Raw genomic sequence first — 17590 nt, forward strand, 5'->3', positions numbered from 1 at the left:
CCTATTTTTAAATTCCTGTAATCTTCATCAACAAACATTTTTTTAAGTGCAGACTTATTATTATCTAGCCTAATCAAACCTATAGTACCAATAATTTTTTGATGATGGTTTAATGCAAGCCAAAATTGTCCTCCACTATTCAAATAATACCGATCGATGTTTTCAAGATCAGGTTGATCATTCCTACTAATATTTATGTTGAATTCATTTTTTTGAATAGATAAAATAAACTCAATTAATTCTTCTTTATACGGCTTATTATATTCAATTATATTTATAGTCATTTTTATCTCCTTACCATCTAATTTAATCATCAAATTCTCTAAAAATATCAAATTAAGCATACTAAGTATTATATATAGACTCAACTTATTATGCTTCAAACTTATTAATGACAATTATTTTAACAATATTACAATAACTTAACTCTTCTTTTAAGCTAAAACGCTTTAATTAAAAAAAAGCCCTCCCCAATTTCTATGGGAAGAGCTATATATTTAATGTTTAAACATTACTATTATTTATTATGAAGGAATTAGAATCCCCAAGCACCTAAACCTTGAGCTTTGTATGCTTTAACAGCTGCGTTGATTTGTTGGTCAACTGTACTAGTTGGACCCCAACCTGGCATAGTTTGGAATAAACCTGAAGCACCTGATGGGTTGTAAGCATTTACTTGACCATTTGATTCACGAGCGATGATTGCAGCCCATGTAGAAGCTGAAACACCAGTACGTTGAGCCATGATTTGAGCTGCTGATGAACCAGTAGCACCTGCAGTATTACCATTGCTTAATCTCACTGAACTTGAAGTAGTTGAAGTGCTGTAGTTATGGTAAGTTGGAGCCGAAACAGCTGCAACATTTGAGCTGCTTGATTGTGCATTGTAGCTTACTGATTGTACATCTGAACCTTGGTTGTATGAAGTAGTGTAGTCAGCACCTGCAACGTTTGAGAAACCAGCAGTTTGACCATTAGCTGCTTCATAGCTCCATGACCATGTAGTACCATTTGAAGTGAAGTTATATTGGAAACCATCTTTTACAAAGTGGATGTCATATGCACCATCTTTGATTGGAGCTGCATTTAATTGATCTTGGTGATTGTGTGCTAAATCAACTAAGTGTGCTTGATCAACGTTTACTTCAGCAGCGTGTGCTTCATGTCCTGTGCTTGCTGCGTAACCTGTTACACCTAATGCCACTGCTAATGATGATGCCATAATTGTCTTTTTCATAGTAAAAAATCCTCCAGTAATAATTGTAAGTTTTATGTTTTTAGTAATTATATTTGAATTTAAATGTCGTAGTGCAAGTTTAAAATGTCTTTTATTTCTTTCAACGGTAATCACTATATCATAAAAAAGTAGCCAGTAAATTACACTTCCATTACAAAACATTACAATATCAATTGTGATTTGTAATGTTGAAATATGGTTGTTTTATACTGTAATGTGAAATATAACTCTTTTAGAATCTTATTTATTCTTGAAACAGTTAGAAAAACATAAGTTTTTTACTATATTTAGCTCAACTATTACAGCTTTCGTAATATTACAGATTGTATTTTTGTTACATTGCTGTAATATTATTGACATCAAAAGCAGCTGTTTTTGATGAATTATATCCAATTAAAAAGCATTCAATAAGCATGATTTAACACTTGTATTGAATGCTATAAATAGTATGTATCCAAAATTATAGAACACACATCTTTTATTAAATTAGTGTCTTTCTTTTTCAAAAGACATATTTAGTTTTAATCAACTGAGCAACTTTCTTCTATAATAAAAGATTTCATTTAAATTGTTTTGCTAATCTAAACTTATATTTTTAAGATAGACCGATTTCAATAGATAAAACTGAAATTATCCCATAAATTTGAAAATATCATTTGTATACAGGCGAAAAATTTTTCTATAAATGGTATCCGCAACCCACGCTGTAAGGAATGGGACTACAAAGAAAGCAACTACAATGAGCAATACACTTAACAATGCTGAATCAACATGCATAAATTTAAACGCATTGATTGGCCCAACCATACCTATGAAACCAAATCCAGCAGATTCTTTCGTTCCATAAATACCAACTATTGCTGATACCAAACCTGATACAATTGCAGTCGTTAATATTGGCAACATTAAAATTGGATATTTTACTATATTCGGTATCATCATTTTAACCCCACCGAAAAATACAGATAGCGGTACACCTAATCTATTTACTCTACTAGTTCCAATAATAAGAACAGCTTCAGTTGCTGAAATTCCAATTGAAGCAGATCCAGCAGCCAGCCCAGTAATACCTATTGCAAAAGCAATAGCTACCGTCGATAACGGTGAAATAATAATAAGACTAAATACCATTGAAATTAAAATACTCATTATAATTGGTTGTAATTCTGTAAATCCATTTACCATATTACCAATGCCTGTTGTAATCATTCTAGTATATGGCAATATTAGAACGCCTATAGCTCCTGAAATACCTCCAACTACTGTTGGAAACACAATCAACGCCATACTACCGACGCGATGTTGAATTAACAAAATAAATAATACAGCTATAGCTGCTGTGATCATAGTATTAATCAGGTCACCTATACCAGCAATAACCCAAGCGCCATTTTTAAATTGCGCTGCTCCGCTTCCTACATATGCAGCACTAGATACAACTGCAATTGCTAATGGCGACAAATCAAACTTCATTGCAATCAATGCACCAATCAAAGCTGGTACTGTAAATTGAATTGCTACTACAACACCCAGTAATGTTTTAAAAATCGGATGATAATCCATAAAGTACTTAAAAATTTCTCCGAGTATCGCATTAGGAACTAAACCCGCAACAATACCTATGGCGACACCCGATAAAACTCTAAATATAAAATCTTTTGGTGTAATTGTTTTAATTGATGTCATAATATCATCCTTCCACTTATGTATACGCATCTTTATGCAAATAATAAAGAGCCTTAAGTTATAAGCTACCACTAGCTTAAATTCTAAGATGTGCATGCCGATGTTGTTATATTTAGGCTAGCGATATCATCTATAACTCAAGACTATGAAAAATAGTATATCACAAAATTCTGAATTTTTAGATAAAAATTTCGAAAATTTTTCAAACATATTGTTAAATACATTTTTATTCTCATTAATGCTTCAAAAATGACTATTAATTATAGAAGAAAGTAGTACTTACCTGTATATCATTAACTCTATTTATATTTATGAATCTCTTTAGTCTTCATAAAATTAATAACATTGACATTAAATTAAGATATATTGATAATATGATTAAAACAACAATTGTTAGATAGGTGACAAATGATGGGAAATAAATCGATAGATCCAAGAATTATAAGAACAAAACAATTACTAGTAAACGCTTTTCAAAAAGTTTCTCGAGAAAAGAAATTATCACAAATAACCGTTAAGGATATTACTGATATCGCAACAGTAAATCGCGCAACTTTTTATGCTCACTTTACCGATAAAGAAGATATTTTAGATTACACATTATCTGTTACTATTTTAAAAGACCTCAATGATAACTTGAACATTTCAAATGTTATTAATGACAAGGTACTACGCAATATTTTTATTTCGATTGCTAATTATATGAAAGATGTTGAAAAGTCATGTGAGTTAAATAGCCAAGCATTTTGCCATAAAGCACACCAACGTATCAATAATGAGTTAGAAGATATTTTTGCCATCATGTTAGAAAACAGTTATTCAGATCACCAAAGAGATATCATTGTTAATAGTGCAAGTTTCTTAGCAGCTGGTGTATCCGGTTTAGCTTTACATTGGTTAAATACAAGCCAAGATTCAGCAGACTTTTTTATCGATAACAACCTTCCATTTTTAATACATCATATTGCTCATTTTTAAATGATAAAGATATATCGCATCGCGGCATGATTTTACTTCAGTATTATCATTAAGCATTTAACACCCTACTCAAAATAAATATATTTTCTCGCTACAAATTAGCAGAACAAAGATATGCCTTACATACAACATCATAAATGTACGACGCTTGTCTAAACGCATATAGATTTTAAACAACCTCAATATCAATCTATGTACGCTCATGACAAGCGTTTTTGTATACTTAAACAACACTTTTTTCTAAATGTTGTCTAAGCAATAGATAAAGTGAGCGTGTTTATTGCAAATATTTGAGATGGTAGTATAGTATATTTAAACAACATATGTTGTTTAGTTAATGTGTGTTGTTTATAAAACGGAAAGGAGGGATAGACGTGAGCGAGACAGACGAGCCTATGGGGTTTGAATATACACAATTACACTTATCATTAATGTATCAAAGTGGTAGTAAATATGTACTAACAATTGGCGATACTAAATTGAAGTTTAAAATGAAGCAAATAATGAAAGTTATTGCACTTAGCCTACAACAAATTGTCTATCAAATGAACTATAAAAATTATATAACTCAATTTAATAACGGTTTAATTAGAAGTCATATATATGGCTTTAAACTGTCTAATAATAAGTTGTTTACATTTGCGCAATTTAATGAGATTCCATCTGACAAAGTTAGTTTCTATGCTCAGAACCGTCATCCTTTCATAAGTACCAACTCCACCAATATAACTTCAACTTTACTTCAATTATCTAATTAATCATCGCTAAATATTTTACCTATTTGTTAAACAGTAATTTCAAATCCCTTAATTAAAACTTGAAAATGTGCGTGAGTTAGCACAAAAAATAAAATTTAGCATGAATAAACGTATTGATTAATAAGAGGTACCTTTAAAATACTTTTTAAACTTATCAATCAACATTCTTAGGAGGAAATAACTATATGAAAATTTTAGATAGAATTAATGAACTTGCAAATAAAGAAAAAGTGCAGCCACTTACTGTAGCTGAAAAACAAGAACAACATGCTTTGAGACAGGACTATTTAAGCATGATTCGAGGTCAAGTGTTAACAACATTTTCTACAATGAAAGTCGTTGATCCACTTGGTCAAGACGTTACACCTAATAAAGTCTACGATTTACGTCAACAATATGGTCATATTCAAAACTAATTTTTAATACCAAATATAACTAGTTAACACTACAACAAAGCCCATACATGATGGATTTCGCTTATGCATGTCATCAATATTTATGACATATACATACAGCTTAAAATTCCATTTATGTATGGGCTTATTTTATGACATCAATTGACAATTAATTTAACAGACTAAAAAGTTAAAATGATGACCATCAAGATCTTTGAACATCGCTCCATAAAAGCCTTGGCTTACAGTTGGTTCTTGAATAACTGTACCACCTGCTTCTTTCACTTTATTCACTAAACGATCTACTTCTTCATTCGTTTGCACACCTAACGAAATCATAACTTCATTTGGTTTCACATCCACACTTTGCTGACTCACCTTTTCAAAATGATTATTTTCAATTAAAATTACTGTTGTTTGACCTATTTGAATACCAACCATTTTATCTAACATTTGTGGATTTTTATTAATTTCAAAACCTAATGACCTATAAAATTGTTCACTCTTCTCTAAATCTTGGACATGCAAATTGAACCACATTGATTGAATCATAATCTCACTCCATCTATCTCATATTTAGAAACCTTGTTCTTTAAGCCAAGTATTTAAAGATAATTTAGTAGGATTGATTTCAGACATTAATTCGAAATCTACCTCATACCCTTTTTCCTCTAACCATTGTCTTTCTGCAGTACCACTAACAAATTCTCCTTCAATTACGGTTGGTTTGCCCGTTACTTTACTAAAAATAGTTCCTACTTCAGTTAATGTTAGTTCATCCGAACCGATTTCTAATGATTTATGGTTAAATTGATTCGGGTGTTCAAATAAATATGCAGCAATTTTAGCAATATCTTTAGCTGAAATCATAGTAAACTTAATATTCGGTTGGATGAATTCTGGCAATGTTATGCGTTCATCTTCAACATTTGCAATTCGTAAAAAATTATCCATGAAAAACGAAGGTTTAATAATTGTAGTATTTACGTTTGAAGCCATTAATCTATTTTCTATTTCTGCTAACGTTTCAAAATGAGGTCCTGTTCGATTACGATTAACTCCCCCTGCAGTACTATAAACAATGTGTTGAATCTTTTCTTCTTCTGCTACCTCAATTAACATTGTGCCTTGTCTTAGTTCTTCATCAATATCATCTTTAATGATTGGTTGAATACTATAAAGACCGTATTTTCCATTCATTGCAGACTTCAAACTAGCACGATTACTTAAATCGCCTTCAACGATTGTTAAGTGAGGATGTTCTATATTGGAAAGTTTAAGATTATTCTTATTTCTTGTTAACGCACTTACATGCCAACCGTCTTCTAACAACTGCTTAACAACAGCATTTCCTTGTTTGCCTGTAGCACCTATAACTAATATCTCTTTCATGTTTAACCACACTCCCTCTGTTTATCTTAGGAACCAGTAATCTTCTTTCTCACCTTTTAAATACGTATATGGTTCTGGTGTTAGTCCGTTTTCCTTAATATTGTTATTAATCACATCTCTAACATCCCATACTAAATGAATAAAACTTTGTAATTGGTTACTAAAAACACCCAATGGCGCCTTCATCTGTAATACTTTTTCCACTTTGTCAGGTGCAGTATCTAACTTTATTGCTATATCTTGGATAGTAAATGTTGAAATTTTAAAATGTGCTTCTAATTCTTCTTGTGTTGTGCGACGTTGTTCTTTATTTAATGACAAATTCATCACTCTTTTCTTCGGAATGTATTCTTACATTGCATATAAATTGCTATACTTTTAATCAAGACTTATAATAAACGGAGTATTATCCGTTTGTCAATTTTAACTATTCAAGAAGGTGAAAGAATGCGCAAAGACGCTCAAGAAAACAGACAACGAATCGAAGAATTAGCACATAATCTTTTTAGCGAAGAGGGTGTCGAAAATATTAGTATGAATCGAATAGCCAAAGAATTAGGTATAGGTATGGGAACACTCTATCGACATTTCAAAGATAAAAGTGATTTATGCTTTTATGTTATTCAAAGAGATCTCGATGTTTTCATGAAACAATTCCAACAAATTAAAGATGTCTATCATTCTAAATATGAGGTTATGAAAGTATCACTTGATTTGCTTTTGCAATTTAAATTGGACAATAAAGCATTGCTGCATTGTATCGAAGCTGGCAACAATAAATTACGTTTTTACCAAAGCGCATTTTATCAACAATTATTCAATTTTTATCATGAATTACTGAAAAGTGATGATGTAAAATTTTCAAGATTCAAAACTGATATGCTATTACAATCCTTATCAACACGTGAATTTGGATTCCAAATAGAGGATCGTCATATTTCAATTGAAACATATAGAAATTATTTATTAAACATTTACTTAGATGAGGTGGAACGTAATGACTAAAATTGTATTAATTACAGGCGGAAATAAAGGGTTAGGATATGAAAGTGCAAAAGCACTCAAAGCATTGGGTTATAAAGTATACATTGGTTCACGTAACGATGTACGTGGTCAACAAGCTTCGCAAAAGCTCGGTGTACATTACGTACAATTAGATGTTACAAGCGATTATTCAGTTAAAAATGCTTATAACATGATTGCTGAAAAAGAAGGTCGTCTTGATATATTGATTAATAACGCAGGTATTTCTGGTCAATTTTCAGCGCCTTCAGAATTGACACCTCGTGATGTTGAAGAAGTATATCAAACTAATGTGTTTGGTATCGTTCGAATGATGAATACGTTTATTCCACTTTTAGAAAAATCTGAACAACCTGTCGTTGTCAATGTATCAAGTGGTTTAGGATCATTTGGCATGGTTACGAATCCAGAAACAGCTGAATCTAAAGTAAATTCATTAGCTTATTGCTCATCAAAATCAGCGGTAACAATGTTGACTTTACAATATGCTAAAGGTTTACCCAATATGCAAATTAATGCCGCTGATCCGGGTGCTACAAATACTGATTTAGTTGGTGATTTTAGTAATAATTCAAAACATGTTTCTGAAGGTGTTAAACCTATTATCCAATTAGCAACAATTGATGAGGACGGACCAACAGGTACATTTGTTAATGGTAACGGGGAAATGCCTTGGTAGATCATACAGTTGTTATAAAAAGCTATTAAGGGGTATAGATAAAATGTTTCTGTAATAGATGCAATAAACATGTAAAACAATATGGAGGGGAAATAAATGAAAAGTATCACATTTGAAGAACATTATGTTATTGATGAAATTCAAAAAGAGACAATGAAGGCAATAACAGCAGACCCTAACGGGGTTCCTATGAAAGTAATGTTAGAAGGACTTGAGAAAAAAACTGGCTTTACAAATGCTGATGAATTATCTGGTCATGATAAACGCATTCAATTCATGGATAATCAAGATGTTCAATTCCAGGTTTTATCATATGGAAATGGCTCACCTTCTAATTTAGTTGGTCAACAAGCTATTGAATTATGTAAAAAAGCAAACAATCAATTAGCCGATTATATTTCACAGTATCCTGAACGTTTTATAGGTTTTGCGACATTACCTATTAATGAACCTGAAGCTGCTGCTCAAGAATTTGAACGTTGTGTCAATGATTTAGGATTTAAAGGCGCGCTCATTATGGGACGTGCACAAGATGGTTTTCTTGATCAGGACAAATACGATATTATCTTCAAGACGGCTGAAGCTTTAGAAGTACCAATTTATTTACACCCTGCCCCAGTTAATAGCGACATTTATCAATCATACTATACAGGTAATTATCCTGAAATAACTGCGGCAACATTTGCATGTTTTGGCTATGGTTGGCACATTGATGTAGGCATTCATGCAGTACATTTAGTATTATCTGGCATCTTTGATCGCTATCCTAAGTTAAATATGATTATTGGACATTGGGGTGAGTTTATTCCCTTCTTCTTGGAACGCATGGATGAGGCTTTATACGCTGAACATTTGAACCATTCTGTAAGCTATTACTTTAAAAATAATTTTTATATCACGCCGAGTGGCATGTTAACGAAGCCACAGTTTGATTTAGTCAAGAAAGAAGTAGGTATTGATAGAATTCTTTATGCTGCTGACTATCCATATATTGAGCCTGAAAATTTAGGTGTATTTTTAGATGAACTTGGTTTAACAGATGAAGAAAAAGAGAAAATAAGTTATACAAATGGTGCTAAATTATTAGGTTTATCATCTAACAATTAACAAATGGAGGTCATTGATATGGAAACTTTAGAATTACAAGGTGCTAAATTACGATACCATCAAGTCGGACAAGGACCCGTACTCATCTTTATTCCTGGTGCAAACGGTACCGGAGACATTTTTCTACCACTTGCAGAACAGTTAAAAAATCATTTTACTGTTGTAGCAGTAGACCGACGCGATTATGGAGAAAGTGAATTAACCGAACCACTTCCTGATTCAGCAACAAATCCTGACAGTGATTATCGTGTCAAACGTGATGCACAAGATATTGCAGAACTTGCGAAATCATTAAGTGATGAACCGGTCTATGTATTAGGCTCAAGTTCAGGTTCTATTGTTGCTATGCACGTATTAAAAGATCACCCTGAAGTCGTTAAAAAAATTGCGTTCCACGAACCACCTATAAATACATTTTTACCGGATAGTACTTATTGGAAAGATAAGAATGATGACATTGTGCATCAAATTTTAACAGAAGGCTTAGAAAAAGGCATGCAAACATTTGGTGAAACACTAAATATCGCACCAATTGATGCAAAAATGATGTCTCAACCTGCCGATACAGAAGAAGGACGAAAAGAACAATACAAACGCACAATGTTCTGGTCAGAATTTGAAATTAGACAATATACGCATTCAGATATTACGTTAGATGATTTCAAAAAAAATAGCGATAAAATAACACTATTAAATGGCACTGATTCTAGAGGGTCATTCCCACAAGATGTTAACTTTTATATTAATAAAAAAACTGGCATACCTATTGTAGATATCCCAGGCGGTCATTTAGGTTATATACAAAAACCTAACGGCTTTGCTGAAGTATTGTTAAATATATGGGGATAATTAATGCCCCCTATTAAACAGTAAACAAAAATCTTGGACAGTTTTCAAAAATTTTTTGATGACTGTCCAAGCTTATTTTTTTGTATTTCAACGATTAATTCAATTGATATTTTAAATTAGTTATGTGCTGGCTTTTCTCTTCCACTAACAACACTACTGTTCTAAACATTGATAGTCTTCCTTTGAAATGCCTTTTCCTATAAGGACTAAATACTCTGGTACTTTTTTCGAAAATGACATAGGAATTAATTCGTATTGTCCTTGAGTATATTGAATGAGATATGTTTGTGTGGTGTCTTGGAATGTCATAAATCCCTTCAACCTATAAATATGAGATGGAAGGCATGCTAAACGTTCTATAAACTGTGCTTTAGTACATTTTACTGGTGATTGAATGAGTTGATGATTCATTGTTTTGTGTAATGTTTCATGTTTACTCGAAGAAGCTATTGTCATATGTTTTAGTGCTATTGGCAAAGTGACTCTGCCATGCATACCAACTTGTATATCAGCATCTGGATTGATTACTTCTAAATCTTTTAACAGTTTACTCGTAGCATCGACATACGCTAAATCTATTTTATTTACAAATAATACAGAACAGTATGCTAGTTGCTCATAAAACAACCCCTGTACATCCCTAGGAAAATTACTTATCTGGTGGTAAATACTTGCATCCACCACACCAATCATATGTGTAATTGTTGTAAACGGAGCTAAAATAGGCGTTAAACAAGCATCTAAGACAGAGACCGGTTCTGCAATCCCACTGCATTCAATAAATACAATGTCTGGTTGTTCTTCTAGATATAATTGATGTAACTGTTCTGATACATCTGCTTTCATCTCACAACAGATACACCCCTCTGTCAGTTCACTTAAAGGTATGTCTTCAGATACTAAGGCACCATCAACACTCATTTTGCCAAATTCATTCATGATAACTGCCGGTTTCAGCGACTCCTTTAATGATTCAGCGAGCAAATGATTTAAGACAGTCGTTTTACCGCCACCTAAAAACCCACCTATAATAACTATTTTCATCTGCGACTCTCCTCTTATACTTCATATGAATAGAATATTCCAAGATAGCTTTCCTATTGGCTGACATGACTCTATATTCAGTTATAGTTCATTTCTTTTTTAAATAATCAGCATTACTATTTTAACAATGATGCCTACACCAATAACTAAAGACAATGATGTCACCATTTGCTTTCCAATTAATTTTAGTGCTGACTGACCACCTAAATGTTTCAAAAGCATCGTCATTGTGACCGAGCACGCTGTAAAAGTTGAACTAAAAAACACAAGTAGTAGTAACTGTGTTGCTGTCATTCCTTGTAATAAGGCGCCCTGATGCAAATTAAACAAGAGCATGCCGTCTTTTCGAATCATTGAAAATAAAATCCCTGGTGACAATTCTGACGAGATGCCTAATAACGATAATATAGGTGTAAATATTTGTGATAAAACATTCAAAATTGGCGTTAGTGATAAAATACTAACAATAAGACAGATTGCGATAAAAATAGGTAGCGCTTGAACGATAAACATTTGTATATTTTGCCACATTTGTAGCAACATTTGACGTATATTTGGCATATGTAATTGCCTATCATAAGGTAGTGGAACGCTAAGTTGTTGATCATTCTTTTTCAACCATATCCTATTATGTAAGATGCCACCTAAAAGTACTAATATTAAGTACGGCATAAATAGCCATGACTTTCCAGCTACACTAAAAATAGATAAAGTCGCCCCTATTTGATAACTACAAGAACTTCCAAAACTTATCAAGCTCATGCACTGTGTTTTCGAACAAATATGACATTGATTTGCTGCTTGTGAAATGGCTGCTGCATTACATCCAAACCCTTCTAATAGTGGCACGATATCATTACCTTGTAATCCTATCCGTAACATTGACGGTTCAATTGCCCATATCATCCATGATTTGAGTCCTGTTTGATCAATTATAGCAGTTGATAAACTAATCAATATTACAACCGGCAATGCCCATACGAGCGAATATGTTCCAAGTGAAAGCACACCATAATCACCAAATAATATATGCTGTAATATATCGTGATTGAACAATGTTGTTTGAGTTAAACATTCTATCCATGCTGATACATACTGATTTTGAAACCAATCTGAAAATTGATAAGCGATACCGATTGGCAATGCAAACATTAAAAATATCAACAACCAGGCTAAAAATATCGCACTTATTTTAGGCCTTAAATGTCGTCGCTCATGTTGAAATAGTGTTAATTGCTCTATCACATGTTCGCTCGCTATAGGCGAAGAAGCTACACTTTCTACCAATGAAATATCTAATTTCTGTTTAATGATTAGTAATCTTAATTTCGCTTTTTCTGTTGCGGTAAGTTTATCCGCATGACTAATAACCAAATAATGAGGTTCATTAGGTATGGGCGTATAATGCCCAGTTCTCATATCATATTTCACTTCTAACATGTGCATGACACTTCACAACATGAATAATCATCTAAATACATTTGATTTTTTTGGTAATTTTCAATGACCTCTTGTTTAGCTGGCAAGCCTTCCCGCTGTGTTAAAAGATGTGCAAGTACTGCAAATCGCGCTCTGAATTTATAGATATAGCATAATTTGGCATTATCATTTTCAACTGTTGCACCAATCATAAAAATATTCGGATAACGTGTCGATTCATCATGTGTTGTTAATTTAATATCTTGATTCGTTACTGCAAATAATTGTTGAACGATTGGATTTTTTGTTGCATCAAAACCAGTTGCTAATATTGGTTCATGAGGCGTATGCACACTTTGTCCCTTATCAAAACTGATATGATACTGTCCATTGTTAAAATCAATATCTTTAACTGTATAATGTACATTCATTTCAATGCGAGCACCTTGCTTAATGACATTACCTATTCGCTGACGTGTATAAGGTGACAATCTAACACTAGGATCAGCATCCGGATCATTTAAACCGGTTGTACTAGTATAAAGTGCGATGTCAGAGCCATTTTTTGCAAGTTGATATGCAGCATCAAAGCCACTTTCATTACCTCCGATAATCACATATTGCCCCTTATTAAATCTATTAAAGTTTTCAATTTCACTATAATGAATACCGTATTTAAAAGGCTTTTTAGGGAAACTATAATCACCTGTTGCGACAAAGATATAATCCGCGTTATATGTATCTGTTGTCGTTGCAATCGTATAATATGCATCGTCTACAGTTACATTTCTAACAACTGTATTTTCAATGATATTCAGCTCGTAATGGTTGGCAACCACTTGTAAATATTCAGCATATGTTTCGCCGGAAATATGTTCTTCATTAAATGTAAATGCTGGTGAAGTATCCATGGAAACTGCATTCATATCAGGCATACCAAATCCATTAGATGTAAATGACGGCGTAATCGTACGCGTAGATTTCGGCCAATGTTTAAATGAATGCCCTACTGTTCCTTTTTCTAAAATAATGACATCTTCTATACCAAAATCTTTTAAGGTAATAGCCATACCTATACCTGCAGCACCGGCCCCGATAATAGCCACTTTATGATGTTGCATGTTAACACTCCCTCAATGATCTATTTCAAATTATTGTTTTCGATAATAAATCGTAATTATTACGATTTATAAAGTATAGACCTATCCTTGAGAAATTTCAATATTAAAAGAAAAACTTCCGTTATTGTAGAGAATTCATCTACATTTCGGAAGTTGGTATGTGTCTTTTTTATTAAATTTAAGGATGCTACGGTTAGTTCAAATGATTGCAATAGACATTCATTAGAGCCTAGAATATTTATTTATGTCCCAGATTCTTACGCATTAGCCACAGCTCATGTGTACTTAAAAATAGGCATACATGTGTAAAACTCATGCATAAGAAATACTCATTTCTAAAGATAAAGTATTTCTTTATTGTGGCGTAACTTCTCCGCGTTGTATATCACTATCCAAATTTTGTTTCATATTATCAAATAACTCTTGAAATCTAACCTCATCTTGATCAGAATAACCTTTAAAAATAACTGAATCTATATTTTCTTCGTTAAAATAATAAATTTCATCTTCCACAACACCAATCGGATATTTACATGCAGAATAGTCAAACATGTACTTTTGATTTTCAATTTCTACAATTGGTCCTCTATTAATAATCATTAACTTTTGCGAACCTTCTTTTAAATAAATAATGCTTCCTATAGTTTCCATTTATTTTCCTCCTTTGTCACCGTCTCAATTTCGATAATCCTTCGCATTTCCAAGTCAATCATCTCTTCTTCCGCTTTACGAATGCCATGTTGAATTTGCTGTTGCTGCTCGTATAACGCTTCCGTTGAACGCCGTTTCGCAAAATGAAATTCATCGCGGAACTGTTCCATACGACTAGCCATATTGCTACTATAATAACGCTCACCTAAATGTTGATATAATTGATCTATCGAATGATTAAGCTCATCATTTTCATCTATCAACGCTTTAACCTCTTGCTTTTCATCATATAAGTCATCCATTTGCTTATGTTTCGCTGTAATCATTTTATTGATTTCATCAAGTTTATTAGACATCATTTCACCACGTTTTAATTTTTAGCAATTTCATTACCAATCATTATGTCCGTTTGATTAAATTCTTCGCCAACTTTTTGTATATTATCGCTCGCAGTTCGTATTGCTTCAGCAACAGATTGATTCTTACTAATCAAATCATCTATCGCATTATGAGCATTATTATTTCCACTTACTGTTGTACTTTCATCTTTGTCCGGTTTCGATACATTATTACATGTTTCAACAGCGCTTTTAATAGATGATGATGCACTATTTGTCTTGAAAATATCACTTTGAACTGTACTCATCATTTACACCTCTCTCCATTTAAATTATTTTAAAATTATTAGAAACTGTATCAATATATGATATTCAAACATTCAATTATACTTAAATATTGTTTTGTGATTATATTCAAAATTATTGTATCAATAAATATGTATCATTCCTAGAATTTTATTGAACAAAAAGTTGGAAAATCACTTTTATTGCAACTCAATCTTGTTTTGCGTTACAGAAATTAACAATAGAGATTAAAATTTTATTTTCCAACAATAAAAAAGCACAAATATTTTTATTGAGGCAGCTGAAGGCCTTCTCATTGTAAAAATATCTGTGCATATTATTATCTCAATCTAACGTAATAACTAACCTGCTGGATCTTGTAAAATCTTATCCATAGAATGCGTAACACTATCACGGTACATCTCACCAAATTTCAATAAATGCACCATCAATAAATATAAACGATAAAATTCAAGTCTATAGGATGCACCTTTTGCGAGTGGATAATGTTTATTATACGCATCATAAAATTCGCTCGTAAAACCACCAAATACCGTTGTAATACCGATATCAAATTCCCTGTCACCATATAATGGTGCTGGATCAAATAACGCCGGACGACCATCTTGTAAGAACATATAATTACCACCCCATAGGTCACCATGTAATAAAGACGGTTTACTTTGATGCTTTTCTAATTCCGCCACAATTTGACGTCGCACTTTGTCATATACTTTGATATCGTTGGCATCCCATAATCCTCTATTTAGCAACTCATCTTTCAAATGGTCCATGCGCTTGTCGACAAAAATGGTACACCAATCGTCTTGCCAATGATTATCAAAAGAAATATCGCCACCTTCATAAGGTAATGAGAAGCCAAATTTGCCTTCTTCTTGTTGCTGACTGTGTAATTGAGCTACGAGTTGCCCTAATTGGCGTTGACTCCCTGAAGCCCCTTCTTCTAAATACGTCATCACTAAATACGCATCACCGTTAACCTCGCCACTTGCAATTACTCTAGGTGCCGTGATACCTGCACGCTCAAATTCATTTAAACCCGCAATTTCTGCAGCATAAAATGATTCTTTACGCCCACGTTGGACAAGTAAGAAAAATGTATCCGTATCAGTTTCGACACAATATGCTTCGTTTACATCACCCCCACTTACTGGTGAAATCTCTTTAATATCATTTAAAGGCAAATGCTCCAACCATCGTTCATTCATACAAACACCTTCCAATCTACTTACTTTATACTATTATATTGCCTAATTAGGATGATTTAATCTCAAAAACGTTATTCAAACTTGCGTCAATTTTCAAAACTTTTGGGTTTTAACTAGGAAATTATGTAGGGAAATGCTAGTCTATTAAAAGAATATATTTCACAAATATTAAGTTGAGGATAGTAAGCCTCAAATATAATGAAATAGGAGCATACTCATGTACAAATTAATTAAACCTTTGTTATTCAAAATCGAACCCGAAAAAGCACACGGACTAACTATCGATGCATTAAAAACGTTACAAAAGTTTCCGTTTTTATTCCCAGTCGTCGATAAACTATTCACTTACAAGAATCCAACGTTATCTCAAACAATACAAGGTAATACGTACGAAAACCCAATTGGCTTAGCTGCTGGTTTCGACAAATCTTGCGAAGTGCCAAAAGCATTGGAACACCTTGGATTCGGTGCATTAGAATTAGGTGGTATCACACCTAAACCTCAACCGGGCAACCCTCAACCACGCATGTTTAGATTATTAGAAGATGATGCCTTGATAAACCGTATGGGCTTTAATAATATTGGTATGAACAAAGCACTCAGTCATTTGCGTAAAAATGCTTATCAAGTGCCTGTTGGTATCAATGTTGGTGTGAATAAAATGACACCTTATGAAGCGCGTTATCAAGATTATATAAAAGTCATTGATACGTTTAAACACGACGTTTCATTTTTCACAGTCAATATCAGTTCTCCAAATACTGAAAACCTTCAAAATTTCCATGATAAAGATGAATTTTCAATGTTATGTGAAGCTTTAACAACATTTAAAGAAGAACATAATGTTACAGTACCTATCTATTTAAAACTTACATCAGATATGGATTTTGATGGCTTAAAAGCTCTTTTACCAGCTATAACTGAAACGTTTAATGGTGTTATTTTAGCAAACACAACGCGTCAACGAGATGGTTTAACTTCTGCTAATAAAGTCGAAGAAGGTGGTTTGAGTGGCCGTCCATTATTTGAACGTAATTTAAAATTGATTAAGTATGCTTATCAGCAAACAAATGGTGACTTTTTAATTATAGGTACAGGCGGTGTCTTTAGTGCTGAAGATGCAATTAAAATGATGCGTCATGGTGCATCACTTATTCAAATTTATTCATCACTTGTTATTGAAGGCCCAGGCCTAACTAAGAAAATGAATAAAGACATCGCACGCTACTTAAAAGATAATCATTTTGACAATGTCAGTGACATTATTGGATTAGATGCCAAATCAAAATAGTAAAATGGTACTATAAAACTTGCTGAATCGTCTTAATAAAATTATGATATAACTCAAGAAGATATATTTATCACCATTTTTTAAAAAAATGGCTCAAATATCATATAT

21 protein-coding genes and 1 pseudogene are annotated in these 17590 nt (G+C 32.7%); 8 read left to right on the top strand and 14 right to left on the bottom strand.

The window, feature by feature from the left end:
* From CD116_RS13915 to CD116_RS13920, 4 genes and pseudogenes are all read right to left on the bottom strand, one after another.
* Positions 1-284, bottom strand: a 284-nt coding sequence (locus tag CD116_RS13915) for a GNAT family N-acetyltransferase (protein ID WP_240625106.1), incomplete at its 3' end; no start/stop codon positions are given.
* Between the two features lie 251 nt (positions 285-535).
* Positions 536-1237 (bottom strand): lytic transglycosylase IsaA, encoded by a 702-nt coding sequence (gene isaA, locus CD116_RS07470; protein WP_047426677.1) that lies wholly within the window; start codon positions 1235-1237, stop codon positions 536-538.
* A 630-nt stretch (positions 1238-1867) separates the two neighbouring features.
* A complete protein-coding gene (locus tag CD116_RS07475; protein WP_047426681.1) occupies positions 1868-2923 on the bottom strand; it encodes a PTS sugar transporter subunit IIC in 1056 nt (351 codons plus the stop codon).
* A 126-nt stretch (positions 2924-3049) separates the two neighbouring features.
* Positions 3050-3139 (bottom strand): annotated as a pseudogene (locus CD116_RS13920) (hypothetical protein); the annotation flags it as partial.
* Positions 3140-3331: 192 nt separating this feature from the next.
* On the opposite strand from CD116_RS13920, the gene CD116_RS07480 reads away from it, so the two are divergent.
* The 3 genes from CD116_RS07480 (at position 3332) to CD116_RS07490 (ending at position 5075) form a co-directional block, all read left to right on the top strand.
* On the top strand, positions 3332-3901 hold the full coding sequence (locus CD116_RS07480) for a TetR/AcrR family transcriptional regulator (protein ID WP_078101638.1): 570 nt from the start codon (positions 3332-3334) through the stop codon (positions 3899-3901).
* Between the two features lie 374 nt (positions 3902-4275).
* Positions 4276-4659, top strand: coding sequence for a hypothetical protein (locus CD116_RS07485; protein WP_051981567.1), 384 nt, complete (start codon positions 4276-4278; stop codon positions 4657-4659).
* Positions 4660-4844: 185 nt separating this feature from the next.
* The gene (locus CD116_RS07490) at positions 4845-5075 is read left to right on the top strand and encodes a DUF896 domain-containing protein (protein WP_047450084.1); all 231 of its coding nucleotides are present in this window, start codon (positions 4845-4847) and stop codon (positions 5073-5075) included.
* Between the two features lie 153 nt (positions 5076-5228).
* Here CD116_RS07490 and CD116_RS07495 read toward each other — a convergent pair whose 3' ends face one another.
* The 3 genes from CD116_RS07495 to CD116_RS07505 are packed head-to-tail and all read right to left on the bottom strand — an operon-like array spanning position 5229 to position 6767.
* Positions 5229-5606 carry a VOC family protein gene (locus tag CD116_RS07495; RefSeq protein ID WP_047530834.1) on the bottom strand — a complete coding sequence of 126 codons (378 nt, stop codon included), beginning with the start codon at positions 5604-5606 and terminating at the stop codon, positions 5229-5231.
* A 24-nt stretch (positions 5607-5630) separates the two neighbouring features.
* The gene (locus CD116_RS07500) at positions 5631-6446 is read right to left on the bottom strand and encodes an NmrA/HSCARG family protein (protein ID WP_047530836.1); all 816 of its coding nucleotides are present in this window, start codon (positions 6444-6446) and stop codon (positions 5631-5633) included.
* Between the two features lie 21 nt (positions 6447-6467).
* The gene (locus CD116_RS07505; protein ID WP_047548130.1) at positions 6468-6767 is read right to left on the bottom strand and encodes a DUF2316 family protein; all 300 of its coding nucleotides are present in this window, start codon (positions 6765-6767) and stop codon (positions 6468-6470) included.
* A 126-nt stretch (positions 6768-6893) separates the two neighbouring features.
* On the opposite strand from CD116_RS07505, the gene CD116_RS07510 reads away from it, so the two are divergent.
* The 4 genes from CD116_RS07510 to CD116_RS07525 all read left to right on the top strand — a co-directional run bounded on the left by CD116_RS07510 (position 6894) and on the right by CD116_RS07525 (position 10104).
* On the top strand, positions 6894-7451 hold the full coding sequence (locus tag CD116_RS07510; protein WP_047530909.1) for a TetR/AcrR family transcriptional regulator: 558 nt from the start codon (positions 6894-6896) through the stop codon (positions 7449-7451).
* Positions 7444-8148: an SDR family NAD(P)-dependent oxidoreductase gene (locus tag CD116_RS07515; RefSeq protein WP_047530840.1), complete on the top strand. Its 705-nt coding sequence runs from the start codon at positions 7444-7446 to the stop codon at positions 8146-8148. Before CD116_RS07510 ends, CD116_RS07515 begins: the two co-directional genes overlap by 8 nt.
* A gap of 96 nt (positions 8149-8244) precedes the next feature.
* Positions 8245-9255, top strand: coding sequence for an amidohydrolase family protein (locus CD116_RS07520; protein ID WP_047530842.1), 1011 nt, complete (start codon positions 8245-8247; stop codon positions 9253-9255).
* A gap of 18 nt (positions 9256-9273) precedes the next feature.
* Positions 9274-10104: an alpha/beta hydrolase gene (locus CD116_RS07525; RefSeq protein ID WP_047530844.1), complete on the top strand. Its 831-nt coding sequence runs from the start codon at positions 9274-9276 to the stop codon at positions 10102-10104.
* A 153-nt stretch (positions 10105-10257) separates the two neighbouring features.
* On the opposite strand, the gene CD116_RS07530 is transcribed toward CD116_RS07525, so the two are convergent.
* The 7 genes from CD116_RS07530 to CD116_RS07560 form a co-directional block, all read right to left on the bottom strand.
* Positions 10258-11148 (bottom strand): CobW family GTP-binding protein, encoded by an 891-nt coding sequence (locus CD116_RS07530; RefSeq protein WP_047530846.1) that lies wholly within the window; start codon positions 11146-11148, stop codon positions 10258-10260.
* A 99-nt stretch (positions 11149-11247) separates the two neighbouring features.
* Complete coding sequence (locus tag CD116_RS07535; RefSeq protein ID WP_047548132.1) at positions 11248-12588, bottom strand: nucleoside recognition domain-containing protein; 1341 nt, start codon at positions 12586-12588, stop codon at positions 11248-11250.
* Positions 12582-13688 carry an NAD(P)/FAD-dependent oxidoreductase gene (locus tag CD116_RS07540; protein WP_047530850.1) on the bottom strand — a complete coding sequence of 369 codons (1107 nt, stop codon included), beginning with the start codon at positions 13686-13688 and terminating at the stop codon, positions 12582-12584. The genes CD116_RS07535 and CD116_RS07540 overlap by 7 nt, the downstream gene beginning before the upstream one ends.
* Before the next feature lie 354 nt (positions 13689-14042).
* Positions 14043-14339 (bottom strand): DUF4176 domain-containing protein, encoded by a 297-nt coding sequence (locus tag CD116_RS07545; protein ID WP_047426715.1) that lies wholly within the window; start codon positions 14337-14339, stop codon positions 14043-14045.
* On the bottom strand, positions 14327-14695 hold the full coding sequence (locus tag CD116_RS07550; RefSeq protein ID WP_047548134.1) for a hypothetical protein: 369 nt from the start codon (positions 14693-14695) through the stop codon (positions 14327-14329). The genes CD116_RS07545 and CD116_RS07550 overlap by 13 nt, the downstream gene beginning before the upstream one ends.
* Positions 14696-14709: 14 nt before the next feature.
* Positions 14710-14988 (bottom strand): TIGR04197 family type VII secretion effector, encoded by a 279-nt coding sequence (locus tag CD116_RS07555; protein ID WP_078101639.1) that lies wholly within the window; start codon positions 14986-14988, stop codon positions 14710-14712.
* Between the two features lie 336 nt (positions 14989-15324).
* On the bottom strand, positions 15325-16191 hold the full coding sequence (locus tag CD116_RS07560) for a fructosamine kinase family protein (RefSeq protein WP_047548136.1): 867 nt from the start codon (positions 16189-16191) through the stop codon (positions 15325-15327).
* 217 nt (positions 16192-16408) lie between these two features.
* Between CD116_RS07560 and CD116_RS07565 the strand changes: the two genes are divergently transcribed.
* Positions 16409-17482 (top strand): quinone-dependent dihydroorotate dehydrogenase, encoded by a 1074-nt coding sequence (locus tag CD116_RS07565; protein ID WP_047530854.1) that lies wholly within the window; start codon positions 16409-16411, stop codon positions 17480-17482.
* Positions 17483-17590 lie beyond the last annotated feature (108 nt).

Source organism: Staphylococcus schweitzeri, assembly GCF_002902405.1.
Lineage (GTDB): Bacteria > Bacillota > Bacilli > Staphylococcales > Staphylococcaceae > Staphylococcus > Staphylococcus schweitzeri.